The 23,845-nt window shown below is 65.8% G+C and carries 21 protein-coding genes; 11 read left to right on the plus strand and 10 right to left on the minus strand.

Going from position 1 to position 23,845, the window contains the following annotated elements; all coding sequences use genetic code 11:
• The first annotated feature begins 59 nt into the window (after positions 1-59).
• From AC10V3_RS06150 to AC10V3_RS06175, 6 genes are all read left to right on the plus strand, one after another.
• Positions 60-653, plus strand: a complete 594-nt coding sequence (locus tag AC10V3_RS06150; RefSeq protein ID WP_022534302.1) for a uracil-DNA glycosylase family protein — start codon at positions 60-62, stop codon at positions 651-653.
• Positions 654-786: 133 nt separating this feature from the next.
• The gene (locus tag AC10V3_RS06155) at positions 787-2,307 is read left to right on the plus strand and encodes a CoA-acylating methylmalonate-semialdehyde dehydrogenase (RefSeq protein WP_022534303.1); all 1,521 of its coding nucleotides are present in this window, start codon (positions 787-789) and stop codon (positions 2,305-2,307) included.
• 198 nt (positions 2,308-2,505) lie between these two features.
• Positions 2,506-2,820: a DUF485 domain-containing protein gene (locus AC10V3_RS06160; RefSeq protein ID WP_022534304.1), complete on the plus strand. Its 315-nt coding sequence runs from the start codon at positions 2,506-2,508 to the stop codon at positions 2,818-2,820.
• On the plus strand, positions 2,817-4,490 hold the full coding sequence (gene actP, locus AC10V3_RS06165) for a cation/acetate symporter ActP (protein WP_490923285.1): 1,674 nt from the start codon (positions 2,817-2,819) through the stop codon (positions 4,488-4,490). Before AC10V3_RS06160 ends, actP begins: the two co-directional genes overlap by 4 nt.
• A gap of 19 nt (positions 4,491-4,509) precedes the next feature.
• Positions 4,510-5,058, plus strand: a complete 549-nt coding sequence (locus AC10V3_RS06170) for a cytochrome b (protein ID WP_349609340.1) — start codon at positions 4,510-4,512, stop codon at positions 5,056-5,058.
• Between the two features lie 2 nt (positions 5,059-5,060).
• Positions 5,061-6,044 carry an NAD(P)H-dependent flavin oxidoreductase gene (locus AC10V3_RS06175; RefSeq protein ID WP_022534307.1) on the plus strand — a complete coding sequence of 328 codons (984 nt, stop codon included), beginning with the start codon at positions 5,061-5,063 and terminating at the stop codon, positions 6,042-6,044.
• 54 nt (positions 6,045-6,098) lie between these two features.
• Here the strand turns inward: AC10V3_RS06175 and AC10V3_RS06180 are convergent, their stop codons facing one another.
• The gene (locus tag AC10V3_RS06180) at positions 6,099-6,980 is read right to left on the minus strand and encodes a LysR family transcriptional regulator (RefSeq protein ID WP_022534308.1); all 882 of its coding nucleotides are present in this window, start codon (positions 6,978-6,980) and stop codon (positions 6,099-6,101) included.
• A 43-nt stretch (positions 6,981-7,023) separates the two neighbouring features.
• Between AC10V3_RS06180 and AC10V3_RS06185 the strand changes: the two genes are divergently transcribed.
• Positions 7,024-7,707: an MOSC domain-containing protein gene (locus AC10V3_RS06185; protein WP_022534309.1), complete on the plus strand. Its 684-nt coding sequence runs from the start codon at positions 7,024-7,026 to the stop codon at positions 7,705-7,707.
• Positions 7,708-7,753: 46 nt separating this feature from the next.
• On the opposite strand, the gene AC10V3_RS06190 is transcribed toward AC10V3_RS06185, so the two are convergent.
• The 6 genes from AC10V3_RS06190 to AC10V3_RS06215 form a co-directional block, all read right to left on the minus strand.
• Positions 7,754-8,872, minus strand: a complete 1,119-nt coding sequence (locus AC10V3_RS06190; RefSeq protein WP_022534310.1) for an NAD(P)H-dependent flavin oxidoreductase — start codon at positions 8,870-8,872, stop codon at positions 7,754-7,756.
• A gap of 117 nt (positions 8,873-8,989) precedes the next feature.
• A complete protein-coding gene (locus tag AC10V3_RS06195; RefSeq protein ID WP_022534311.1) occupies positions 8,990-9,877 on the minus strand; it encodes a LysR substrate-binding domain-containing protein in 888 nt (295 codons plus the stop codon).
• A 132-nt stretch (positions 9,878-10,009) separates the two neighbouring features.
• Entirely contained in the window at positions 10,010-10,948 is a 939-nt protein-coding gene (locus AC10V3_RS06200) for a LysR family transcriptional regulator (protein WP_022534312.1), read from the minus strand.
• Positions 10,949-11,051: 103 nt separating this feature from the next.
• Positions 11,052-12,521: an efflux transporter outer membrane subunit gene (locus AC10V3_RS06205; RefSeq protein ID WP_490923289.1), complete on the minus strand. Its 1,470-nt coding sequence runs from the start codon at positions 12,519-12,521 to the stop codon at positions 11,052-11,054.
• 23 nt (positions 12,522-12,544) lie between these two features.
• Positions 12,545-15,736 (minus strand): efflux RND transporter permease subunit, encoded by a 3,192-nt coding sequence (locus tag AC10V3_RS06210; protein ID WP_022534314.1) that lies wholly within the window; start codon positions 15,734-15,736, stop codon positions 12,545-12,547.
• A 94-nt stretch (positions 15,737-15,830) separates the two neighbouring features.
• On the minus strand, positions 15,831-17,066 hold the full coding sequence (locus AC10V3_RS06215; protein WP_022534315.1) for an efflux RND transporter periplasmic adaptor subunit: 1,236 nt from the start codon (positions 17,064-17,066) through the stop codon (positions 15,831-15,833).
• 484 nt (positions 17,067-17,550) lie between these two features.
• Between AC10V3_RS06215 and AC10V3_RS06220 the strand changes: the two genes are divergently transcribed.
• Positions 17,551-18,012, plus strand: a complete 462-nt coding sequence (locus AC10V3_RS06220) for a RidA family protein (protein ID WP_022534316.1) — start codon at positions 17,551-17,553, stop codon at positions 18,010-18,012.
• Positions 18,013-18,046: 34 nt separating this feature from the next.
• Here the strand turns inward: AC10V3_RS06220 and AC10V3_RS06225 are convergent, their stop codons facing one another.
• Positions 18,047-18,958, minus strand: coding sequence for a LysR family transcriptional regulator (locus AC10V3_RS06225; RefSeq protein WP_041681310.1), 912 nt, complete (start codon positions 18,956-18,958; stop codon positions 18,047-18,049).
• A gap of 332 nt (positions 18,959-19,290) precedes the next feature.
• On the opposite strand from AC10V3_RS06225, the gene wrbA reads away from it, so the two are divergent.
• Both wrbA and AC10V3_RS06235 read left to right on the plus strand, forming a co-directional pair.
• Entirely contained in the window at positions 19,291-19,905 is a 615-nt protein-coding gene (gene wrbA / locus AC10V3_RS06230; protein ID WP_022534318.1) for an NAD(P)H:quinone oxidoreductase, read from the plus strand.
• Between the two features lie 54 nt (positions 19,906-19,959).
• Positions 19,960-20,355, plus strand: a complete 396-nt coding sequence (locus tag AC10V3_RS06235) for a nuclear transport factor 2 family protein (RefSeq protein WP_022534319.1) — start codon at positions 19,960-19,962, stop codon at positions 20,353-20,355.
• 26 nt (positions 20,356-20,381) lie between these two features.
• Here the strand turns inward: AC10V3_RS06235 and AC10V3_RS06240 are convergent, their stop codons facing one another.
• On the minus strand, positions 20,382-20,729 hold the full coding sequence (locus AC10V3_RS06240; protein WP_022534320.1) for a hypothetical protein: 348 nt from the start codon (positions 20,727-20,729) through the stop codon (positions 20,382-20,384).
• 297 nt (positions 20,730-21,026) lie between these two features.
• Here AC10V3_RS06240 and AC10V3_RS06245 point away from each other — a divergent pair, with 297 nt between their 5' ends.
• On the plus strand, positions 21,027-22,757 hold the full coding sequence (locus tag AC10V3_RS06245; RefSeq protein ID WP_022534321.1) for a SulP family inorganic anion transporter: 1,731 nt from the start codon (positions 21,027-21,029) through the stop codon (positions 22,755-22,757).
• 44 nt (positions 22,758-22,801) lie between these two features.
• Here AC10V3_RS06245 and AC10V3_RS06250 read toward each other — a convergent pair whose 3' ends face one another.
• On the minus strand, positions 22,802-23,782 hold the full coding sequence (locus tag AC10V3_RS06250; protein ID WP_022534322.1) for a tripartite tricarboxylate transporter substrate binding protein: 981 nt from the start codon (positions 23,780-23,782) through the stop codon (positions 22,802-22,804).
• Positions 23,783-23,845 lie beyond the last annotated feature (63 nt).

Consider the following 23,845-nt stretch of genomic DNA (forward strand, 5'->3'; position numbering starts at 1 on the left):
CTTGCAGTCGAAGCAAAGCCCCTACAATTGGCCCCCGAGATCCCTATCGCCGCGATTCGTTGCCAGCCATCTCCCTTTCCCCGTTCGACAGCCTGCTCGGCGACATCGCCGACTGCCGCGCGTGCACCTTGCCACACGAGCCGCGCCCAGTCGTGCGCGCCGCTGTCGGCGCACGCCTGCTGATCGTTGGCCAGGCGCCCGGGCGGCGCGTACACGAAACGGGGATTCCATGGAACGACCCCTCCGGCGATCAATTGCGCACCTGGCTGCAACTGACGCCTGAGCAGTTCTACGACGACAGTCGGGTGGCGATCGTGCCGATGGGGTTCTGTTATCCGGGCAAGGGCAGCCACGGCGACCTGCCGCCGCGGCGCGAATGCGCGCCCCTGTGGCATGCGCGGCTGCTTGAATTCATGCCCGATATCCGCCTGACGCTGCTGATCGGTCGCCACGCCCAGGCGTACTACCTGAAAGGCAGGAGCAAGCCGACGCTCGCGGACACCGTTGCGGCATATGCCGACTATCTGCCGCAGTGGATGCCGCTGCCGCACCCGAGCCCGCGCAACCGCTTCTGGCTGCGCCAGAACCCATGGTTCGAAGCGGACGTGGTGCCGGTGCTGCGACAGCAGGTGGCGATGGCGCTGGCGGATTGACTCGGGCAGCGCCATCAGCATCCGGATCCGGATTGTTCAATCCACTAAACAGTAAATCGAGTCAACGTCGATTGTTGCCGGCCTGACCCGCTCCTACACTCGAATCCTCAACATTCCACACGAGGAGCACGAGATGAGCGCAGCGCACAGCTATGACGATCAAGGCGATGTCACCCACTACATTGGCGGACAACGAACCACGGGCGAAGCCACTCGCCGCCAGGAAGTCTTCAACCCGGCCACGGGCGTGGTAGCGCGCCATGTGGTCCTCGGCACCCGCGGTGATGTCGAGTCCGCCGTCGCCGCCGCGGCCAAGGCGTTCCCCGCCTGGGCGCAAACGCCGCCGATTCGTCGCGCACGGATCATGCAACGCTTCCTGCAACTGATGAATGCGCGCCGCGATGAACTGGCCGCGATCATTACGGCCGAGCACGGCAAGGTGTTCTCGGATGCGCAGGGTGAGGTGGCACGAGGCATCGACGTGATCGAGTTTGCCTGTGGCATCCCGCAGTTGCTGAAGGGCGATTACACGGACCAGGTCAGCACGGGCATCGATAACTGGACGCTGCGCCAGCCGCTGGGCGTGGCGATTGGCATTACGCCGTTCAATTTCCCCTGCATGGTGCCGTGCTGGATGTTCCCTGTCGCGATTGCCGCGGGCAACACCTTTGTGCTGAAGCCGAGCGAACGCGATCCGAGCGCAAGCCTGCTGATGGCCGAGCTGCTCGCTGAAGCCGGGCTGCCCGCCGGCGTCTTCAATGTCGTGCAAGGCGACAAGGACGTGGTCGAGGCACTGATCGATCATCCGGAGGTGAAGGCGGTCAGCTTTGTCGGCTCCACGCCGATTGCGCAATCGATCAGCGAGCGCGCCAGCCGTGCCGGCAAGCGGGTGCAGGCGCTCGGCGGCGCCAAGAACCACCTGGTGGTGATGCCTGATGCCGATATCGACAAGGCGGTGGATGCGCTGATCGGTGCCGCGTACGGCTCCGCGGGCGAGCGTTGCATGGCGGTGTCGGTCGCGGTGCTGGTGGGCGATACCGCCGAGCGGCTGATTCCCGTGCTGACGGAGCGTGCCCGCAACCTTAAGATCGGCAACGGCGTGCGCCCGGAGGTGGAGATGGGCCCCGTTGTCACCCGTGCGGCGCTGGAGCGTATCGAAGGCTATATCGGCCTCGGCGTGGAAGAGGGCGCTTCGCTGCTGCTGGACGGCCGTGGCTTGCGTGTCGACGGGCACGAGGCGGGCTTCTTCACCGGGGCAACGCTGTTCGATCACGTCAAGCCGCATATGCGGATCTACCAGGAAGAGATCTTCGGTCCGGTGCTGGGTTGTGTCCGCGTCAAGGACTTTGCCGAAGCCGTGGCACTGATCAACGCGCACGAGTATGCCAACGGCGTGTCCTGCTACACCAGCGACGGCGGCATTGCCCGCGCCTTCTCGCGGCAGATCGAAGTCGGCATGGTCGGCATCAACGTGCCCATCCCCGTTCCCATGGCCTGGCATGGCTTCGGTGGCTGGAAGCGCAGCCTGTTCGGCGACATGCATGTCTACGGGGAAGAGGGCGTGCGCTTCTATACCCGCCAGAAGTCGGTCATGCAGCGCTGGCCGGACAGCATTGCCAAGGGCGCGGAGTTCGCGATGCCCACTGCCAATTAAGGGAGGCGATGCATCGCCAGCGGCATCACCGGCGGTGATGGATGGCATCACCAGATATCGTTGTACATGAGGTCTGGCGCGACATAACTTAGTGGGGACCCCCGCCCTCCGTGGGGGCAACCCCGGGGCACATGCGAACCCATGGCCCGCCACAAGACAGCACTCGACCGACATAGGCGAGGCGCATAAGGAGGAGACATGCCTGACACGATTGCTTATTCCAGCATTCGCACCCACGCAATCTTTGCAGAGCTGGTCACGCGCCGGAAGCGGCTGGTGGTCCTGCTATCGCTGCTGACCATCGTTCCCTACTACCTCTTCGTCATGGTTGCCGCCGTGCGCCCGGAGATGCTGGCCAGGCCGGTTTCCGCGCAGAGCAGCATCACCGTAGGCTGGCCAGTCGGCATCGCGATGATCGTCGGCGGCTGGCTCCTGACCGGCCTGTATGTGCGGCGCGCCAACGGTGAGTTCGATCGCCTCAACAAGCAACTGCTGGTGGAGACGACGAAATGAGGGCCAATGCGAAGTCAGCCGTGGCCGCCGCCACGTTGCCATGGGCGGCCGCTGCCGAGGCCGCGCCAGGCGCGCTGCAGGCCGTGCAGACGCAGCCGACCAACAGCGTTGCCATTGTGATGTTCCTGGTGTTCGTTGTCGCGACCCTGGGCATTACCTATTGGGCCGCGGAGAAAACCAGGTCCTTGAACGACTTCTACAACTGCGGCGATGGCATTACGGGATTCCAGAATGGCCTTGCCCTGGCCGGCGACTATATGTCGGCGGCCGCGCTGCTCGGTGTCACGAGCACGATCTTTGCCAAAGGCTACGACGGCTTTATCTACTCGATCAGCTTCTTTATCGCGTGGCCGTTGCTGCTGTTCCTGTTCGCGGAGAAGATTCGCAATCTCGGCAAGGTGACCGTCGCCGATATTGCCTCCTATCGGCTGGACCAGGAGAAGATCCGGACCTTCATGTCCTTCGGCTCGCTGACCATCGTCTGTTTCTACCTGGTCGTGCAGATGGTCGGCGCCGGGCAGCTGATCCAGCTCCTGTTCGGTCTCGACTACAACTACGCCGTGATCGGCGTCGGGCTGCTGATGATGATCTATGTCACCTTCGGCGGCATGGTGGCGACCACGTGGGTGCAGATCATCAAGGCGGTGCTGCTGCTGGCGGGCGGCACCTTGCTCGCCATCCTGGCGCTCTGGAAGTTCAATTTTTCGTTCGAGTCATTGCTGGCCGAGGCCGTGGCGAGCCACAAGGATGGCGTGAAGATCCTTGCGCCGGGCACGCTGGTATCGGACCCGCTCTCCATGCTGTCGCTGTCGGTGGGCCTGGTGTTCGGTACGGCGGGGCTGCCCCATATCCTGATGCGGTTCTTTACGGTGCCGGATGCCCAGGAGGCGAGGAAGTCGGTGTTTGTCGCAACCGGTTTCATCGGGTTCTTCTACCTGGTGGTGGCGGTGCTTGGCCTTTCGGCAATCGTGATCGTCGGGCGGGATCCCGCGTTCTACGAAGGTGGAATCCTGGGAGGAAAGCTGATCGGCGGCAGCAACATGCCAGTCATGCACCTGGCCAAGGCGCTCGGTGGCGACCTGCTGCTGGGCTTCCTCTCGGCGGTAGCCTTCGCGACCATCCTCGCGGTGGTTGCCGGCCTCACGATGGCGGGCACGTCGGCGGTTTCGCACGACCTGTACGCCAAGGTGATCAAGAAGAACCGGGCCAGCCCGGCGGCCGAGATGCGTGTCTCGCGCGTGGCCTCGGTATCGATCGGCATGGTCGCGGTTGCCCTCGGCATCCTGTTCAAGGACCAGAACATCGCGTTCCTGGTGGCGTTGGCCTTCGGCGTCGCGGCATCGGTCAATTTCCCGATCCTGGTGCTGTCGATCTATTGGAAGGGCCTGACGACACGCGGCGCGCTGATGGGCGGCATCGCAGGACTGGTCTGCGCGGTCGGGCTCGTGGTGCTCTCCCCCGCGGTCTGGGTCAAGATCCTGGGCTTGCGGCACGCGGTCTTTCCGTACGACTATCCGGCGCTGGTTTCGATGAACGTGGCACTGCTGGTCACCTGGCTGGGATCGGTCACTGACCGCAGCGCGCGGGCAGAGTGGGAACGCAGCGCCTACGAAGACCAGTTTGTCCGCGCGCACACCGGCATTGGCGCGTCCGGTGCGGTGAGTCACTAATCGGGAGTAGGAAATGCAGATGAGGGATACCGGGCTGCGGTTCTCGCCCATCACGATCGTATTGCATTGGCTGATCGCGGCGACGGTGGCGGTCATGGTCTGGCTCGGCTTGTCGGCGGGCCAGTTGGAGGCCGGAGCCGGCAAGGCCGAGCTGATCCGGATGCACAGCACGCTGGGGACACTGCTGTTCGCGGTGGCCAGCTACCGCTTATGGGCGCGGCTCACTTCCTGGCATCCGCTTCCGGTCGGCTCGCCCAATCCCATCGAGGTGATGATCAGCCGGTCGGTTGCCGTGGCGCTCGCGCTCGCGCCGGTGCTGTTGCCGCTGGATGGCTGGCTGGCGATGTCGGCCGCTGGCGATGTGGTGCGGCTGCCAGGCGGGATTGCGCTACCCGCCCTGATGGCGCCGAATGCCGACGTTGAGTATGTGGCGAAGCTGCTCCACAAGATCGGAGCCTATGCGTTCCTGGCAGGGCTGGCGCTGCATATCTTCGGTGCCATGAAGAATCACTTCGTTCTCAGGAACGACACGCTGAAACGTATGCTTGGCAAGCAAGTGGAGCTCTGACGATGACGCATGACAATGTATCGGCCCGCGGCATGGGCCTAGCACACGCGCTGTGCGGTATCGAGTATCCGGTGTTCCAGGCCGGCATGGCGGGAATATCCGGGCCCGCGTTGGCCGCTGCCGTATCGAATGCTGGCGGACTGGGGCATCTGGGCGGGCTCCGCCTGCCGCCCTTGGCGCTACGCAAGTGGATCCGGGAGACCAGGGCGCTGACGGACAAGCCGTTTGGCGTGAATATCGTCCCGTCCTTTGGCGGCCCGGAGGTATTCGAGGCGCAGTTCCGCGTCATCCTTGAAGAAAAGCCGCGAGTCGTCTCGCTCTTCTATGGCGATTTCGCGGAGATGATTCCCCGCGCAAAAGCGGCCGGCATTACGGTGATCGTGCAGGTCGGCTCGGTGGCGCTCGCCAGGCAGGCAATCGCCTGGGGCGCGGACATCCTGGTGGCCCAGGGGGCGGAAGGCGGTGGGCATCTCAACCAGGGAACCATTGGCGTGTTGTCGTTGGTGCCCGCCTTTGTCGAGATCGCCGAGGGGCGCCCGGTACTGGCCGCGGGCGGGATTGTCAACCGTGCCGATGTCAGGGCCGTGCTGGAGGTGGGGGCTGCGGGCGTATGGGTCGGGACTGCCTTCGTCGCGGCGACGGAGTCGCTCGCCCATGACCTCTACAAGCAAAAGATCGTCGAGGCCACCATCGACGATACCGAGTATCGCACCGGCTATTCGTTCGGGTGGCCGTTCGGCACGCCGCACCGGGTGATTCCGAACCGGAAGAAATGGAACCCGGTCAAGTACGTCGGCGGCGGCGCCCGGGTGATCGACAAGCCAGAGATGGCGGAGAAGTTGTCGCTGTATGCAGGGCAGGGCGTCGGGAAGATCCACAGCGTCGTTCCGGCCCGGGAGCGTGTTGCGGAGCTGGTTGCGGGATTCTCTTCGTGGCAGGCCGGGGAAGCTGCAGGTACGCTTCAGGCATTGCCCGTGGCTGCCTGAGCTGGCGGCACGCTCAACGGCTGACCCTGGCGATCGTCAGGGTCAGCGGCAAGACTACCGCGGGCTAGCCGTCTGTTCATGCGCGACGCTCACAATGGCGCGCAGCGCCGACGTCTCGAAGCCGTCTTTGCAGCGAATAAATACCGTGGCGACGTTGGCGAACGCATCGGGCAGGCGGTGGCAAGCAATCAGGTCGCGCGATTCGTGACGCTCGACCACCGCCTTCGGCAGGATCGTGATGCCCATGCCCGCGGCGGTGCAGGACAAGATGCCGTCCAGCGTGCCAAGCTCAAGGATCTGTCCCGGAATCAATCCGGTCTGATAGAGCCATTGCTCCAGTGTGGAACGATAAAAGCAGCCGGAGCGAAACACGAGCACGGTCTGCTGCGTCATCGCCTTGGTGAGTTCGGCCAGGGTGCGGTACTTGTTGCTGCTGACCAGGACCAGCTCCTCGTTGAGGATGGCCACCTGATGCAGCGCGGGATTCTGATGGAATCCGCCGACAAAGGCGCCGTCCAGGCGATGCGTCTCTACCGCCTTGATCAGTTCCGCCGTGGTGCCTGTGGTCAGCGACAGTTGCACGCGAGGATATTTCTCGCGGTAGGTGGCCAGCACCCGCGGAAGGCGGACGGCGGCGGTGGTTTCCATCGAACCGAGCCGCAAGGTGCCGGTCGGTGTGGTGTCGTCAAGCAATGCGTTGCGGCTTTCCTCGGTCAGCTGGAGGATCCGCTGGGCATAGCCAAGAAAGGTCTGTCCTGCGGAAGTGAGGGTGATACCGCCCTTGTGCCGGATGAAGAGCGGCTGCTGCAGTTCGGTCTCCAGCTCCTTGACCCGCATGGTGATGTTCGACTGCACGCAGTGCACGACTTCAGCGGCCGCGGTAAAGCTGCCGTATTCCGCGGCGGCACAGAACATCTTCAGTTGGCGCAACTCCATGTTCTTAATCCTTTAATCAGTGTGATCCACACCGGAGATTCGGATGGTTGAAGCTGTAGCAGATGTCGTCGTCGATGCCCTCTTTGCGGGCGGCATCGGGATTCTCGGGGAGGAGGGGCATCGCAGCGGCATCTTCAAGCGGCGGGTCGAAGGCGATGTGCAGGTCTTTACAGAGGGCATCGCCGGTGACGAACAAGCCGATCGGCGCGTCCATGGCGGGCCGGAAAAAGCGGTGCATCATTTTGCGGCGGAGAACTATGCAAGCCTGGCTTCATACTTTCCGCAGATTGCCGATGCATTGGTGCCAGGAAGCCTGGGCGAGAATATTTCGACGTCCGGCCTTACCGAACGCAACGTCCATATCGGCGATATTTATCGGGTTGGCGGTGTGACGCTGCAAGTGTCGCAACCGCGCAGCCCTTGCTGGAAAATCAATCATCGCTTCTCGACCGAGGGCATATCGCTCGTGGTTGCCCGGGAACGTATTACCGGCTGGTATTACCGCGTGATCAAGGTGGGAACGATCCGGCCAGGCGATCGGTTGGAACTGGTCGGTAGAACATCGGAGCGGTTCTCCATCGACGAGTTCTGGAACGTGCAGTCGGCGCATTCGCCGCGGATCGAGGACATGCTGGATCTGGCTGCGGTCGGCGGGCTCGCGCACGACTGGAAGGTGCGGTTGACGGAGCGGGTGCGCTGGATTCGCGAGCGCCGCCAGGCACAGTAAGGCGCGAGAGGCTGGGGGACATGTCCCCCAGGCATCTGTTTTCACGTCAGGCCAGTTCTTTCCCCAGCGTCGCCATCCGCTCAAGCGCCTCCTTCATTTCCGCCTTGAGCTGCGCAACCAGCTCCCCGGCCGGAACTGAGCGGGCCAACAGCGCTGCCTGGCCCGCCCACTGCGCCGCGTATTCCACGCTGCCCTGGGCCTTGGCGGTGGCGTGAAGCGCCTTGCCTGCATCGTAGGCGATCGGATAGTCGGGGGCCGGAGGCGCGCCGGCGGCAACGCCGAGTTCCGTGAGCCGGTTCTTGAAGCCCCTGGCCGCGCGGCCAGAGACGGCGCGAGTGAGCGTGGTCGGGCGCGGGGTGGGTGCGGTCAGGGCCGCGCGATAGGCTGCGTCGGCGGAGGACTCGGGGCAGGCGACGAATGCCGTGCCAAGCTGCGCGGCGTCCGCACCGAGCGCCAGCACCGCGGCAATGCCGGCGCCGTCCATGATGCCGCCCGAGGCAATCACGGGAAGCTGCGTGTTTCGCACGAGGACGCGCACCAGTGCCAGCGTCCCGAGGCCCTCGTCATATCCGCTCGTGTCGAAGACGCCGCGGTGCCCACCCGCTTCGATCCCCTGCGCGACGATGGCGTCGACGCCCGCGGCTTCGGCCTGGCGGGCCTCTTGCAGCGACGTGGCGCTGGCCAGCAGGACAATGCCGGCGGCGCGCAGCGCGTCGATCTTCTGCTGGGCGGGCAGGCCGAAGTGGAAACTCACCACCGCCGGCTTCTCTTCCAGCAGCATGCGGAACATCGCATCGTCGGCGACAAAGCTCTTGTAGATCTCCCGCAGGCTTGTGGGCGCGGTGCCGCCATGCTCGGCGAAGTGCGTGGCGAGGTAGTCCAGCCAGGCCTTCTCGCGCGCGATATCGGCCTTGGCCGGGGCATGGCAGAACAGGTTGACGTTGAACGGTTTGCCGGTCAGGGCGCGCGTCTCGCGAATCGCCTTGCGTGCGGTTTCCGCGTCCATCGCGCCCACGCCGAGCGAGCCCAGGCCGCCGGCCTCGGAGACGGCGGCCGCCATGGCCGGTGTGCTGACGCCGGCCATCGGCGCCTGGATGATGGGCGTGGAAATGCCGAGCAGCGAGAGCAGGCTGCGGGGCTTGTCGGAGGGCGTTGCGGTGTTCATGGCAGTGCTTCCTGTTTGAACGGTTTGAAGTACCAACGTTGTTCCTGAATCTGGCGGAAGGCGGCGATCACGCCACCTCAGAGCATCCGCGTTCCTGTACGCTGCATGGTCGGCCAGCTAGTCATGGCGCAACTCCCGCAGGAAGGCTTCATATGCTGACGTCGTGAAACCCGAGCGCCTGACCAGGAAGGTGTGGACTGGGCGCACCGGCACGGTCTGGAGTTCGGTCACATCCCGGTGCAGGGCCAGCAGCGAGCGCGGCAGGATCGCCACGGCCGATCCCGCCGACACGTAGGCCAGGATGGCGTGATAAGAGGGCATTTCCACGACGGAAAGCTGGCGGCGGATATCGTCGCCGGCTTGCTGCAGCCAGTCCTCGGCACATTGCCGGTAGGTGCAGCCGCGCGCGAAGGCCGCGAGAAACCGCAGGTTCACGTCTTGCGGCCGGCGCACCTTCGGGTGGCTGGCGGGCAGCACCAGGACCAGTTCCTCGGTCTGCAGGAAGATGCCGTGGAGTCCCTCGCCGAGTTCGGCGATATCGAGGTTGCGCGGCGCCGCCGAGCCTGGGTGGGCCACGACCGCGCAATCGAGCGCGTGGCTGAGCACGCCGTCGACCAGGGCCTGCGTCGTGCCCGTTGAAACTTTCAGTTCGACCTCCGGCCACGCCGCATGGAAACGCCCGAGCGGCTTTGGCAGCATCGTCGCCGCGGAGCTCTCCATCGACCCGACGCGCAGGACGCCGGTCGGTGCATTGGCGCGCATCGACTGGCGTGCCTCTTCCGCCAGGGCCAGCAGTTGCTCCGCATAGCCGAGCAGCCGGTGTCCCTCCGGCGTCAGGGTCATCTTCTTGCTGTCGCGTTCGAACAGGGTGACGCCAAGGCTCTCTTCGAGCTGCTTCACACGGGTCGTGACGTTCGACTGCACGCGTTCAAGCGCCCGGGCGGCCCGGGTAATGCTCTGTTCGCGTGCTACGGTCCGGAAGATCTCAAGTTCGGCTAGATCCACGCTAGGTACGACACTAAGTGTCGTTCTCGTTATGGGAATGATGTTAAGATAAGTATTATTTTTTGAGAACGAAAAGTCAAGGCTCCGCGGCGCCGCGCGCGGGAGCGCTGGCATCCGGCCGGCAGCGCCCCGCTAGGCGCTGACCGAAAAACCGTCCTTCATCGTCTGCTTCAGGTAGTCGACAAAACTGCGCACGGCCCGCGGCACAAACGGGCTGTAAGGCCGGATCGCAAAGATAAAATCGCCAAATGCGCCGGCGGCCCGCCATCCTGGCAAGACCCTGACCAGCTTGCCGCTCGCCAGGTCGGCCTGCGCAGTGAAGTCGGGGACCAGGGCGATGCCCAGGCCGTTCAGCGCGGCGTCCCGCAACGCCTCGCTGTTGTTCGCCGCGAAGCTGCCGTGAATGCCGACGCTCTGCCGGCTGGCGGCGCCACGGGTGGGCACGAAGCTCCAGCTCGGCTGCTCGCCGCGGCGGAAGTAGTGCAGGCAATTGTGCTCCGCCAGGTCGGCGGGTGACTGGGGATTGCCGGCCCTGCGCAGGTAGGCGCGCGACGCTACCAGCACGGCCTGCGTGCGGCACAGGGTCCAGGCAATATGCGTATCCGGCGCGGTCGAGGCGTGCCGCACGGCGAGGTCGAAGCCTTCCCGGGCCAGCGAAGCAAAACTGTCGGAGAGTTCGATCTCGATCCGCACCTGCGGGTGCGCATCGAGGAAGGCCGGCAGGCGCGGCACCAGCTGTTGCCGGCCCAGCGCCACCGGAGCCGTCACGCGCACCAGGCCGCGCGGGTGGCCGATGGCATCGGTCACATCGCTGAAGCCTTGCTCGATGGTTTCAAACGAGGCCCGCGTGGCGTCGACCAGCTTCTGGCCGGCCTCCGTCAGGCGCACGCTCCGGGTGGTGCGCTGCACCAGCGCAACGCCGGCGGCACGCTCGAGCTCCGAGATGCGCAGGCTCATGGCCCCTTTGCTGATGCCGAGCTGGACCGCGGCCGCGGTGAAACTGCCAGCCTCGCTCAGCTTGATCAGGCTGTGCAGCTGGGGCCAGAGGGTGTCGAGTTTTTCGTAGCGCATCGTTCATTGTTCAGTCGGGTGAACGATGGCGTCAAGCAGCACCGCTTAGTCTTGCGGGGCCTGTGCGTGGAACAGCCTGCAGCGCGTTCCACGCCAGGCTTGCTTACTGCCTTGCTACCGCCTCCGGCGGCGTCCCCCAGCCGCCACCAAGGCTGCGCACCAGCGACACGGTCGCGGCTGCCCGCAACCCGGCGACCTGGTTGGCCTCGCGTTGCGCCTGCAGCACCGTGCGGTCCGCGTCGATCACGGTCAGGTAGTCGACGGCACCTGCGTCATAGCGGCTGCGCGAGATGCGTTGCGCACGTTTCGCGCTGGCCAGTGCGCTGTCGAGCGCAGTGCCTTGCTGGCTCAGCCAGCGCACATCGGCCAGGCTGTCCTCGACCTCGCGGAAGGCCACCAGCACGCTCTGGCGGTAACGCGCGACGCTTTCCTCGTGCGCGGCGCGCGCGCCCGCCAGGTTGGCGCGGTTGCGGCCGCCGTCGAACAGGGTCTGGGCGATGGTGGAACCGACCAGCGGTCCGAGCAGCCAGGTGCGCGACGACCACTTGAACAGGTTCGAGAGATCCGCCGACTCGAAGCCGAACAGCCCGGTCAGCGTAATGCGCGGGAAGAACGCGGCCTTGGCCACGCCGATGGTGGCATTGGCCGCGGCCATCTGGCGCTCGGCCGCGGCGATGTCGGGACGGCGCTCGAGCAGTTCCGACGGCAGGCCCGCCGGAATCGCCACGGGCTCGGTATCGAGCGGGCGCGCGGCCAGCGCGAACTGCGCGGGGGCCACGCCCGTCAGCACGGCCAGCGCATGTTCCTGGTTGGCGCGGCGGCGCTCGATGCCGGCCAGGTCGGCGCGAGCGTTGCCGAGTTCGGCTTCAGCGCGGGCCGGGTCCAGGTCGGTGGTTTCGCCGGCGTCGTACCGCTTCTTCAGCAGCGACAGCGCATCCTCGCGCAGCCGGATGGTCGCCTTGAGCAGTTCGCGCTCGCTGTCGAGCGTGCGCAGCGCGAAGTACGCCTGCGCGGTGTCGGCCTGCAGCGCCAGCTGCACGGAGCGATACAGGTCCTCGGCAGCTTCGCCTTCGGCGCGTGCCGCGTTGACGCTGCTTGCCACGCGGCCGAACAGGTCAAGCTCATAGGCGGCAAATGCGCGCGCCTTGAGCACGGTCTGCGGGCGCACGGGCGTGCCATCGGGCAGGCCGCGCGATGCCGCCGACGGCTGCGAGCGCGTCGGATCGAGGCCAAGGCTCAGCTGCGGGTACAGGTCCGCTTCCGTCGCGCCGGTGAAGGCCCGCGCCTGCTTCAGCCGTGCCGCGGCGGCGGCCAGGTCCTGGTTGTAGGTGCCGGCGGCTTCGATCAGGCGGTCAAGATCGGCTTCGCCGAAAGCCTTCCACCATTCCCCGCGCTGCTGGCCTTCGGCCGGCGTGGCGGTCTTCCATTGCGCGCCTTCCGCGGCGGCGGCCTCGGCTTCCTTGAACGCCGGGGCCGTGGCGGTCTCGGGCACCTTGTAGGTCGGGGCCAGCGAGCAGCCGGCCAGCACCAGTACGGCGGCCAGGGTTGCCAGCTTCGGCAGGTATTGCTTCATTACGTTGTCCATGTTGTCCACCCTTACTCCGCAGACGCCACGGCTTGCCCGGCCAACGCTTCCTGGACGCGCGCCTGGCGGCGCTGGCCGCGCGTGGCCAGCAGCCGCAGCGCCACGTAGAACACCGGTGTCAGGAACAGCCCGAAGAAGGTCACGCCGAGCATGCCGGCGAACACGGCCACGCCCATTGCATGGCGCATCTCGGAGCCGGCACCGCTCGAGACCACCAGCGGCACCACACCCATGATGAAGGCGAACGAGGTCATCAGGATCGGGCGCAGGCGCAGGCGGCTGGCTTCGATCGCGGCCTGCACGATGGTGCGGCCGTGTTGCTCCAGTTCACGGGCGAACTCGACGATCAGGATCGCGTTCTTTGCCGACAACCCGACCAGCACGATGAAACCGATCTGCGTGAAGATATTGTTGTCGCCACGCGTGAGCCACACCCCGCTAATGGCAGCCAGCAAGCTCATCGGCACGATCAGGATTACCGCCAGCGGCAGCGTCAGGCTCTCGTACTGCGCGGCGAGCACCAGGAACACCAGCAACACGCACAGCGGGAAGATCCACACGCCCGCGTTGCCAGCCAGGATGTCCTGGTAGGTCAGCTCGGTCCATTCGAAGCCGATGCCCTTGGGCAGCGTCTCGGCGGCGATCCGCTCGGCGGCCGCCTGCGCCTGGCCCGACGAAAAGCCGGGCGCCGGACCGCCGTTGATGTCGGCCGCGGTGAAGGCGTTGTAGCGGATCACGCTGTCCGGGCCAAAGCTCTGCTTCACCCTGACCAGCGATGACAGCGGCACCATGTCGCCATTCGCGCTGCGGGTCTTCAGCTGCAGGATGTCCTCGGCGTGCTGGCGGAACTGGGCGTCCGCCTGCACCCGTACCTGGTAGGTCCGGCCGAACTTGTTGAAGTCGTTGACATAGGCCGAGCCCAGGTAGGTCTGCAGCGTGTCGAACACATCGGTCACGGGCACGCCAAGCTGCTTGGCCTTGGTCCGGTCGAGCTGCACGTCGAGCTGCGGCACGTTGATCTGGTAGTTGCTGAAGACACCGGCCAGCTCGGGCGTGGCACGCGCCTTGGCCAGGTATGCCTTGGTCGCATCGAAGAGCGCGTCATAGCCGAGTGCGGCGCGATCCTCGATGATCATCTTGAAGCCGCCGATGGTACCGAGGCCCTGCACGGGCGGCGGAGGAAACACGCCGATATACGCATCCTGGATCGACGCAAACTGCTTGTTCAGGCTGGCCGCGATCGCCTTGCCGGACAGTTCCTTGCTCTTGCGCTCGTCGAACGGCTTGAGCGAGACGAACAGGATGCCCGCGTTCGGGCTGTTGGTGAAGCCGTTGATCGACAGGCCCGGGAAAGCCACCGCCGATTCCACGCCCGGATGCTTGAGTGCGGTCTCCGACATGCGGCGGATCACGTCCTCGGTGCGGTCCAGCGTGGCGCCATCCGGCAGCCTGGCAAAGCTGACCAGGTACTGCTTGTCCTGCGCCGGCACGAAGCCCTTGGGCACCAGCTGGAACACGCCCCAGGTCAGCGCCAGCATCACCGCGTAGACGCCGAACACCGAACCCTTGCGACGGATCACCCCCTTCACGCCGCGGCCATAGCTTTCGGCACTGCGGCCGAAGAAGTGGTTGAAGCGCTTGAAGAAGCCGCCAAACACACGGTCCATCCAGCGCGACAGCCAGTCCTTGGGCGCGTCGTGGCTGCGTAGCAGCAGTGCCGCCAGCGCCGGCGACAGCGTCAGCGAGTTGAACGCCGAGATAATGGTCGAGATCGAGATCGTCAGCGCGAACTGCTTGTAGAACTGGCCGGTCAGGCCGGTCATGAAGGCCAGCGGCACGAACACGGCGATCAGCGTCAGCGCGATGGCGATGATGGGGCCGCTGACCTCGCGCATGGCCTTGTAGGTGGCTTCCTTCGGTGTCAGCCCCTCCTCGATATTGCGCTCGACGTTCTCGACCACCACGATCGCGTCATCGACCACGATCCCGATCGCCAGCACCAGCCCGAACAGCGACAGCGCATTGATCGAGAAGCCGAACGCATGCATCAGGCCAAAGGTGCCGACGATCGACACCGGCACCGCTAGCAGCGGAATGATCGACGCGCGCCAGGTCTGCAGAAACAGGATCACCACCAGCACCACCAGCGCGATGGCCTCGAACAGCGTATGCACCACCGCATCGATGCTGTGCTGGACGAACTGGGTGGGGTCGTACGCGATGCGGTAGTCGAGGCCCTCCGGGAAGTTCTGCTTCAGCTCCTCCATCGTCTTGCGCACGTCCGCCGAGATCTGCAGCGCGTTCGAGCCCGGTGACTGGAAGATCGGCAGGCCCACCGCGGACTGGTTGTCGAGCAGGGAGCGCAGCGCGTACTCCGACGCACCGAGCTCGATGCGCGCGATGTCCTTGAGGTAGGTCACCGCACCGTCCGCCGAGGTCTTGACGATGATGTCGCCGAACTCCTCCACGGTCTGCAGGCGGCCCTGCGCGTTCACCGACAGCTGCAGGTCGGTGCCGGGCAGCGACGGCGATTGCCCGATCACCCCGGCCGCTACCTGCACGTTCTGCTCGCGGATGGCCTTGACCACGTCCGAAGCGGCCAGGTGCCGCTCGGCGAGCTTTTCCGGGTTCAGCCACACCCGCATCGAGTAGTCGCCGGAGCCGAACAGCTTGACCAGGCCCACGCCCTGGATCCGGGCCAGGCGGTCCTTAACGTTGATCACCGCGTAGTTGCGCAGGTACGTCATGTCGTAGCGGTCGTTGGGCGAGACCAGGTGGACGACCATGGTCAGGTCCGGGGAGCTCTTGACCGTGGTGATGCCCAGGCGGCGCACGTCTTCAGGCAGGCGCGGCTCGGCCTGCGCGACGCGGTTCTGCACCAGCTGCTGGGCCTTGTCCGGATCGGTGCCAAGCTTGAAGGTCACCGTCAGCGTCAGGTTGCCGTCGCTGTTGGCCTGCGAGGACATGTAGAGCATGTCCTCGACGCCGTTGATCTGCTCTTCCAGCGGCGTGGCGACGGTTTCGGCGATCACCTTGGGGTTGGCGCCGGGGAACTGCGCGCGCACCACCACCGAGGGCGGGACCACTTCCGGGTACTCCGAGATCGGCAATTTGAACACCGAGATGGCGCCGATCAGGAAGATCAGCACCGACAGCACGCCCGCGAAGATCGGGCGATCGATAAAGAATTTCGAGAGATTCATCTTGGCCTCGGCGGAAGCGGTGCCCCTGGCGGTCCGCCGGAGCGAACGCCATCTGCTGAATAGTGGGGAAGATTGTCTGGGGGGCTGGCTGGGCTCAGCTCACGCTGGGCTTGTCGGCTTGCGGTTGCGCAGCCTGCCTGCGATCCGGCGCAACGCCGCGCGGTTCCAGCTCGCGGCGATAAGCCATCGCCACGCTCTTCGGCACCACCGTATCGCCTGGTCTTACACGCTGCAGGCCATTGACGACGATGGTCTCGCCCGACGCCAGGCCCTTGCGGATCACGCGCAGGCCTTCATGCGTCGGCCCCAGCTCCACTTCGCGATACGCGAGCTTGTTGGCCTTGTCGGCGACCAGCACGAACTTCTTGCCCTGGTCGGTACCGATCGCGCGATCGTTGACCAGCACGGCCGGACGGGGCGCGCCGCCACCGAGCCTGACCTTGCCGTACAGGCCCGGCAACAGGCGGCCGTCTTCGTTGTCGAAGACCGCGCGCACGCGGATCGTGCCGCTGCGCGGATCGAGGCGGTTGTCCACCGACTGGATCTTGCCCTGGTGCGGATGGCCGTCCTCGTCGGCCAGGCCCAGGTACACCGGCAGCCCGTCCTTGCCGCCGGCGGCGCCCGGCGCGGTGTAGCGCAGGTAGCTCTGCTCGTCGACTTCGAAGGCCGCATACACCGGCGAGACCGACACCAACGTGGTCAGCGGCGGCGCCGCGGCGCCCGCGGCCACCAGGTTGCCCACGGTGATCTCCGCACGCGATACCTTGCCCGCGACCGGCGCCACGATACGGGTGTAGCCCAGGTTCAGCCGTGCAGCTTCCAGCGCCGCTTGCGCGCCGCGCACGTCGGCCGAAGTCTCGCTGGCGGCGTTGATGCGTTCGTCGAATTCACGGCGCGAGATCGCGTTGTCGTCGAGCAGGCGCTGCGCGCGCACCTTCTCGCTCTGGGCATGCGAGGCCCGTACCTGTGCCGCCGCAAGGGCGGCTTCCGCGCGCGCCACTTCCGCCGCATACGGCCGCGGGTCGATCGTGAACAGGGGATCGCCCTTCTTCACGATCGCGCCGTCGCGGAAATGCACCGCTTCGATCGTGCCAGAGACGCGCGGCCGGATTTCCACACGCTCGACGGCTTCGAGCCGGCCGGAGAATTCATCCCATTCGGTGATGGTCTGCCCGACCGCGGCTGCCACTTCCACGGCGGGGGCGGGCGGTGGCGTGCTGGCCTGGGCTTGCGCGCCCTGGCCGGGGCGCAGCAGCGAGGTGGCGACGCCCACGCCGGTAATTGCCACGATGGCAACGGCGATCAGCGCACGTCGAGGTTTGGGATTCATCCTGCTGTACTCCATGTTGCGTTTGGCTGCGTCGGCGAGCGGTCCGGGCATTGGCTGGGAAGGGGGAAGGGACCGGCGCTTTGTTTCTCGTGGTTACAGGATATACGTATGAAAATCATAGTGTCAAGGTAAGCTTTTGGAATGAACCTGCTAAAACACGGAAATTTAAGCGGTCAGATTCACTTTGAAGGCAATCGCCAGTGATTATATTTTTGCTATGAATTTGATAGCGAATAGGCCGTACAAGGAGGAAATGGCGGCGAATCAGCCGCTTGCACGGCTTCAGAGGCAGGGAGCGGCACCCGCGAAGCGCGGCGCGCGCCGCACTTGTTCCCCCATGTATCAATTCATGTTCGCCTCGGCGGGTTTATCGGCCTGGCACCGCTTTCTATAGTTCGATCCACGGCACACGGCGGCACTGAGCGCCGCGAGCCAGTGAACCGAATCCCCGCAAACCGGAACATTGCGCCAACCAGGAGTCATCATGTCCGTCGAATCGAAACTGGCTGCACGTGGGCTGAAGCTGCCGCCGCCGCCGCAACCGCTGGGCAGCTATACGGCCGTCAGCCGTGCCGGCGACCTGTTGTTTATCTCGGGGCAGTTGCCGCTACAGGACGGCAAGGTGGTCTGGCGGGGGCAGGTCGGCAAGGACCTGACGGTCGAGCAGGGCAAGCAGGCGGCGCAGCTGGCGGCGCTCAACGTCCTGGCGCAGATCGATGCCCACCTGGGCGGGTTTGAGCGCCTCGACCACATCGTGCGGGTCGAGGGCCATATCAGCAGTGCGCCGGGCTCTTTCGACCAGCCCGCGGTGCTGGACGGGGCGTCGGACCTGTTTGCCGACGTGCTCGGCGACAAGGCCGGGCATGCGCGCGCCGCGTACGCGCCGGCGCAGCAGCCAGGCAATGCGGCGGTGATCCTGGTGGTGATCGCACAGGTCAGGGACTGAGCGCGGTCCTCCGGCCCATCAGCGGCACGCGCGCCTACTCGGCGAATTTCTCCACCAGGAAATCGACAAAGGCGCGCACGCGCCGCGAGACGTGGCGCGCGTGCGGATAGAGCAGGACAAAGGGCCGGGTATTGCCGCCGAACTGCTGCAGCACCTCCACCAGCGAGCCCTCGCGCAGGTCCTGTTCCACGACGAAGCGGTAGGTCTGGAACAGGCCGGCGCCGGCCCGTGCCAGTGTCGCGCCGCCGAGCGCGTCTTCCGACGTGGCATAGGAGCCGGTCGTCGCGATCTCGATTTCTTCGCCCTCCAGCCGGAAGGTCCACGGCAGCCGGCGGCCGCTGCTCGGGCGCTCGAACTGGATGCACTCGTGCGCATGCAGTGCTTCCAGCGTCTGCGGCGTGCCGTGCCGGCGCAGGTAGGCCGGCGTCGCCACCACCACCATCTCCGCGTCTTCCAGCTTGCGCGCAATCAGCGTCGAATCGTCCGGCGCGCGGCCGCGCACCGACAGGTCGTAGGTGTCATCGGCGAAGTCGACGTTGCGGTTGCTGATATGCACGTCGATCTCGACCTCGGGATAGCGCTCGCGGAACGCGGGCAGCACCGGCAGCACCCGGTAGTGCGCATAGGGCGTCGGCAGGCTGATGCGCAGGCGCCCGGCGGGCGTGGCGTGCTGGCCGCTGATCTGCCGTTCGGCGTCGACCAGCTGCGCCAGCGCGGTGCGGCTTTGCTCGTAATAGGACCTGCCTTCATCGGTCAGCCGGATCTGCCGCGTGGTGCGCACGAACAAGCGCACGCCCAGGCGTTCTTCCAGCCGCGAGACGCTGCGGCTGACGGCGGCCGGCGTCACGCCTGCCGCAACCGCTGCCGCCGTAAAACTGCTGAGTTCCGCCGCCAGGCAGAACAGTTCAATGCTGCCCAACTGCAGGTCGTCGAATTGGCGCTTCATGGTCTGTGACACCGTGTCATGACGGTTGCCGGCTGGCTGCGGTCCATCGCGGATGCACAAGGCCGGCACCTTGATTTGCTGACATTCTAGGACGTCTCTGCCTTTGCCGTGCGCGCCTGGCTTGCGCGCCATCGGCCGCCCGCTCGCGCCGAAGCTTGTTACACGGTGTATGGCCACATGTTCCACCCGCACGGTTTATCCGCGCCGGCCGGCCCCCTACATTGCTTCCAAGCGCTGCTTCGGCGCGAGAACCGATAGGCAACATGATCCAACTCATCAAACGTCTGCTCGTCAACGGCTTCGGCCAGGCGAGCGCTGCAAAGGAAATTGAAATGAAAGCGAAAGTCCTGGTGCTGTACTACTCGACGTACGGCCATACCGAACACCTTGCCAACGCCATCGGTGAGGGTGCCCGCAGTGCCGGCGCCGAAGTCAGCGTCAAGCGCGTCCCCGAACTGATGCCGCCGGAAGTCGCCCGCGACGCCGGCGCCAAGCTGGAGCAGGCCGCGCCGGTCGCGCGGCCGGAAGAACTGGCGGACTATGACGCCATCATCATCGGCACGCCGACGCGCTTCGGACGGGTATCGGCACAGGTGGCCAACTTCCTCGACCAGACCGGTGCGCTGTGGGCGGGCGGCAAGCTGGTCGGCAAGGTCGGCGGCGCCTTCGTCTCCACGGCGAGCCAGCACGGCGGCGCGGAAACGACGCTGTTTTCGATCCTGACCAGCCTGATGCACCACGGCATGATCACGGTGGGCCTGCCGTACTCGTTCAGCGGCCTGACGCGCATGGACGAGGTCACTGGTGGCGCGCCGTATGGCGCCACCACGCTGGCCGGTGCCGACGGTTCGCGGCAGCCGAGCGAGAACGAACTCGCCGGAGCGCGCTTCCAGGGCCGGCACATTGCCGAGATCGCCACCACGCTGCTGCGCGGGCGCAACCAGTAAGCGAATCCGGGAGCGGCCTGGCGCCGCTCCGTCATCGCAAACGGAGAACAAACCATGTCGGCATCCACGGCGCAGGAACCGGTTGGCAATGCGCACCAGCAGGTCCTGCAACAACTCCAGGTGTATCTCGATGCGATCTACGACGGCGACGCCGCCGCGCTCAGGTCCACCTTCCATCCGGATGCGCAACTGTTTGCCGAGGTCCGCGGCGAGATCGTGCACAAACCGGTGAACGCCTATCTGCAAGGCGTGGCGTCGCGCAGGAGCCCGGCTTCGCAGAACGAGCCCTACGGCATGTCGGTGCTCTCGGTCGAAGTGATCGGCAGGGTGGCGTCAGCCAAGGTGCGGGTGCGGGTGGGCGACTTCAACTACTACAACTTCCTGTCGCTGCTGAACACCGGCGGACAGTGGGTCATCGTCAACAAGCTCTATACGCACGTGGGGCATTGAGTGCCTCCCCGGCAGTCTCTCCCTGGCTACGTGCAATTGTCGCGATACACCTGCTGCAGTTGCTTGCGCGTCTTGTCGCGTTCGATCTTGGGAATGGTGCGGCCCTGCGCGTTCTGCGTGCCTGGGCCGGAATGGTACGAACGCCTTTTGGATGTGGCGTTGTACTGCTCCTTCAGTTCCTCGCACTTCACGCGTGCGGCCTCTTCGGGATCCTGGGTGACGGCCGCCGGGGCGCGATAGGGATTGGTCCCGCCCTGAACGGCATCCGATATGGCGCTCGCGGCACCCTCGGTCGATGCGCGCTGCGCCAGCGCAGCCGAGGTACAGCCCAGCACCAGCAGGCCGGTTGCCAGGCATCTCTTGGATATCGGCATCGTTCTCTCCCCGGGGACGGATAACGGGCGCGCCCACCCGACAACCATCATATGTGCCCATCACGGGATTGTCAGAAACTAATGGCTCCGCCTGTCGGCGCGCGAAGCCGGCGCAGGACGCATGGCACCATGAGGAAGGGTGTTGCAACGCAACATGGAAGGGCTTTACGGCGTGCTCGGCCCGGCGTCGCAAGCGCAAGCCGATTCATTTTTTCTTTATCCCGACGCATATTTATCGAAGCGCCACCTCCTATAGTCGATGCATAACCCCTTGCCCCGAAGGGCAGAACCCGAACCATGCAGCCCCAGAACCTGACCCCCGCCGCGCAGCGCGAAGTCAACAAGGCACCCGGATGGTTGCGCTGGCTCCCGGGACTGCTGGTGTTGAAGAACTATCAGCCGGCCTGGCTGCCGAAAGACCTCGCCGCCGGGCTGGTGCTCACGACCATGCTGGTGCCGGTCGGCATCGCCTACGCCGAAGCCTCCGGCGTGCCCGGTGTCTACGGGCTCTACGCCACCATGATCCCGCTGCTGGTGTATGCCATGCTTGGCCCGAGCCGGATCCTCGTGCTGGGCCCGGATTCGGCCCTGGCGGCGCCGATCCTGGCGGTGGTGTTGCAGGTCTCCGGTGGCGATCCGGGGCGCGCCATCATGGTGGCCAGCATGATGGCGATCGTGTCGGGCGTGGTCTGCATCGTGATGGGACTGATGCGCCTGGGCTTCATTACCGAACTGCTGTCCAAGCCGATCCGCTATGGCTATATGAACGGGATCGCGCTCACCGTGCTGGTCAGCCAGCTGCCGAAGCTGTTCGCCATCAAGCTGGAAGAAGGCGGTCCGCTGCGGGACATGCTCAACCTGGGCAGCGCGATCCTGGCCGGGCAAACCAACTGGTACAGCTTCGCGGTTGGCGCCGGCAGCCTGGTGCTGATCCTGTTCCTGAAGCGCTTCGAGCGCGTGCCCGGCATCCTGATTGCCGTGGTCCTGGCCACGCTGGCCGTCAGCCTGTTCAACCTGGACCAGGCCGGCGTGAAAGTGCTGGGCAAGACCCCGCAAGGCCTGCCGGGCTTTGTCGTGCCCTGGGTGAGCGGTGCGGACTTGGTGGCGATCCTGCTGGGCGGCATTGCCGTCGCGCTGATCTCGTTCGCGGATACCAGCGTGCTGTCGCGCACCTTTGCCGCCCGCACCAACACCCGCGTCGACCCGAACCAGGAAATGGTCGGCCTGGGCGCCGCCAACCTGGCCGCGGGATTCTTCCAGGGCTTTCCGATCAGCAGCAGCGCGTCCCGTACGCCGGTGGCCGAAGCCGCGGGCGCGAAGACCCAGCTCACCGGTGTCGTGGGCGCACTGGCCGTGGCGCTGCTGCTGATGTTCGCGCCCAACCTGCTGCAGTACCTGCCAAACAGCGCACTGGCCGCGGTGGTGATCGCGGCGGCCATAGGCCTGTTCGAGTTCGCGGACCTGAAGCGCATCTACCGCATCCAGCAGTGGGAGTTCTGGCTGTCGATGGTCTGCTTCGCCGCGGTCGCCGTGTTCGGGGCGATCCCGGGGATCATCCTGGCCGTGGTCCTTGCAGTGATCGAATTCCTGTGGGACGGCTGGCGGCCACACTATGCCGTGCTCGGCCGCGTCGAGGGCCTGCGGGGATACCACGACACCAAGCGCTACCCTGATGCCGAGCGCATCGACGGGCTGCTGCTGTTCCGCTGGGATGCGCCGCTGTTTTTCGCCAATGCCGAGCTGTTCCAGGAGCGCCTGATCGAAGCGATCGACGAATCGCCGACACCCGTGCGCAGGGTCGTGGTGGCAGCCGAGCCGGTGACCAGTGTCGACGTCACCTCGGCCGACATGCTGCGCGAACTGAGCCACACCCTGCGCGAGCGCGGCATCGCCCTGCATTTTGCCGAGATGAAGGACCCGGTGCGCGACAAGCTCAAGCGCTTCGAGCTGATGGAAGCGATTGGCGACAAGAACTTCCACCCCACGGTGGGCAGTGCGGTGGATGACTATCTCGGCGAACCAGCCTGAAGCCGCGCGGGGGCGCGGCCCAGGCTGGTTGCGCCGCGCGCCGGCTACTCCAGCCGGAACCCGGTCTGCTTGATGGCGAGCGCCCATCTCTTCTGCTCTGCCGCCATGAAGCTCGCAAACTGGTCCGGAGAGCTCTGGCCGGCCGGCTCATAGCCCTTGCTGAGCAGCTGCTGGCGCACGCCCGGCGCATTCAGGGCCTTGTCGATCTCCTTGCCCAGCAGCGCAACGATCTCCTTGGGCGTGCCGGCAGGCGCCACCAGGCCATACCATTCGCTGGCCTCGATGCCGGGGAAGCCGGCTTCCGCCATGGTCGGCACGTCGGGGAACAACGGCAGCCGCTGCTTGCTGGCCACGGCGATGCCCTTGAGCTGCCCGCCCTTGACGAACGGCATCACCGCCGGCACGCCATGGAACATCATCTGGATATGGCCGCCCACCATGTCGGTCAGCGCCTGCGGTCCGCCCTTGTACGGCGCGTGCACGATGTTGACATGGGCGGTTTCCTTGAACACCTCGCTGATCACGTTCTGCTGGGTGCCCGGGCCGACCGATGCATAGCTGAGCTTGCCGGGCTCCGCCTTGGCACGCGCCACCAGCTCCTTGACCGAGCCGCCCACGGACGGGTTGACCACCAGCATGTACGGCGAGCTTGCCATCAGTCCCAGCGGCGCGAAGTCCTTGCCCATGTCGAAGGGCAGGTTCTTGTGCAGGCTGGCATTGATCGCCATCGGCGCGCTGGCGACCAGCAGCGTGTAGCCATCCGGCGCCGCCTTGGCGCCCATGCCGGCGCCGATATTGCCGGTCGCCCCGGGCCGGTTGTCGACCACCACTTGCTGGCCGAGGCTGGCCGTCATCTTCTCGGCCACCGTGCGGGTGACCGCATCGACGCCGCCGCCCGCCGGCCAGGGCACGATGATGCGGATGGGCCGGTTGGGGTATCCGCCTTGTGCCAGCGCGCTGGTGGCGCAGGCAGCCAGTGCGATCGCGCCCAGGGTACGGCCAAAACGGTTCAGTACGGATTTCATCTCTTGTCTCCTCGCTGTCTTTGACGGGCCCCGGTGAAGGTGACGGGGCCTTCGTTGGTTCAG

The organism is Cupriavidus sp. PB-02, from assembly GCF_058252315.1.

Bases quoted from the DNA above. Each gene is read 5' to 3' on its own strand.
- AC10V3_RS06155 (WP_022534303.1), top strand. From the start codon at position 787: ATGAGCGCAGCGCACAGCTATGACGATCAAGGCGATGTCACCCACTAC.
- AC10V3_RS06160 (WP_022534304.1), top strand. From the start codon at position 2,506: ATGCCTGACACGATTGCTTATTCCAGCATTCGCACCCACGCAATCTTT.
- actP (WP_490923285.1), top strand. From the start codon at position 2,817: ATGAGGGCCAATGCGAAGTCAGCCGTGGCCGCCGCCACGTTGCCATGG.
- AC10V3_RS06170 (WP_349609340.1), top strand. From the start codon at position 4,510: ATGAGGGATACCGGGCTGCGGTTCTCGCCCATCACGATCGTATTGCAT.
- AC10V3_RS06175 (WP_022534307.1), top strand. From the start codon at position 5,061: ATGACGCATGACAATGTATCGGCCCGCGGCATGGGCCTAGCACACGCG.
- AC10V3_RS06180 (WP_022534308.1), bottom strand. From the start codon at position 6,980: ATGGAGTTGCGCCAACTGAAGATGTTCTGTGCCGCCGCGGAATACGGC.
- AC10V3_RS06185 (WP_022534309.1), top strand. From the start codon at position 7,024: ATGGTTGAAGCTGTAGCAGATGTCGTCGTCGATGCCCTCTTTGCGGGC.
- AC10V3_RS06190 (WP_022534310.1), bottom strand. From the start codon at position 8,872: ATGAACACCGCAACGCCCTCCGACAAGCCCCGCAGCCTGCTCTCGCTG.
- AC10V3_RS06200 (WP_022534312.1), bottom strand. From the start codon at position 10,948: ATGCGCTACGAAAAACTCGACACCCTCTGGCCCCAGCTGCACAGCCTG.
- AC10V3_RS06205 (WP_490923289.1), bottom strand. From the start codon at position 12,521: ATGAAGCAATACCTGCCGAAGCTGGCAACCCTGGCCGCCGTACTGGTG.
- AC10V3_RS06210 (WP_022534314.1), bottom strand. From the start codon at position 15,736: ATGAATCTCTCGAAATTCTTTATCGATCGCCCGATCTTCGCGGGCGTG.
- AC10V3_RS06215 (WP_022534315.1), bottom strand. From the start codon at position 17,066: ATGAATCCCAAACCTCGACGTGCGCTGATCGCCGTTGCCATCGTGGCA.
- AC10V3_RS06220 (WP_022534316.1), top strand. From the start codon at position 17,551: ATGTCCGTCGAATCGAAACTGGCTGCACGTGGGCTGAAGCTGCCGCCG.
- AC10V3_RS06225 (WP_041681310.1), bottom strand. From the start codon at position 18,958: ATGAAGCGCCAATTCGACGACCTGCAGTTGGGCAGCATTGAACTGTTC.
- wrbA (WP_022534318.1), top strand. From the start codon at position 19,291: ATGAAAGCGAAAGTCCTGGTGCTGTACTACTCGACGTACGGCCATACC.
- AC10V3_RS06235 (WP_022534319.1), top strand. From the start codon at position 19,960: ATGTCGGCATCCACGGCGCAGGAACCGGTTGGCAATGCGCACCAGCAG.
- AC10V3_RS06240 (WP_022534320.1), bottom strand. From the start codon at position 20,729: ATGCCGATATCCAAGAGATGCCTGGCAACCGGCCTGCTGGTGCTGGGC.
- AC10V3_RS06245 (WP_022534321.1), top strand. From the start codon at position 21,027: ATGCAGCCCCAGAACCTGACCCCCGCCGCGCAGCGCGAAGTCAACAAG.
- AC10V3_RS06250 (WP_022534322.1), bottom strand. From the start codon at position 23,782: ATGAAATCCGTACTGAACCGTTTTGGCCGTACCCTGGGCGCGATCGCA.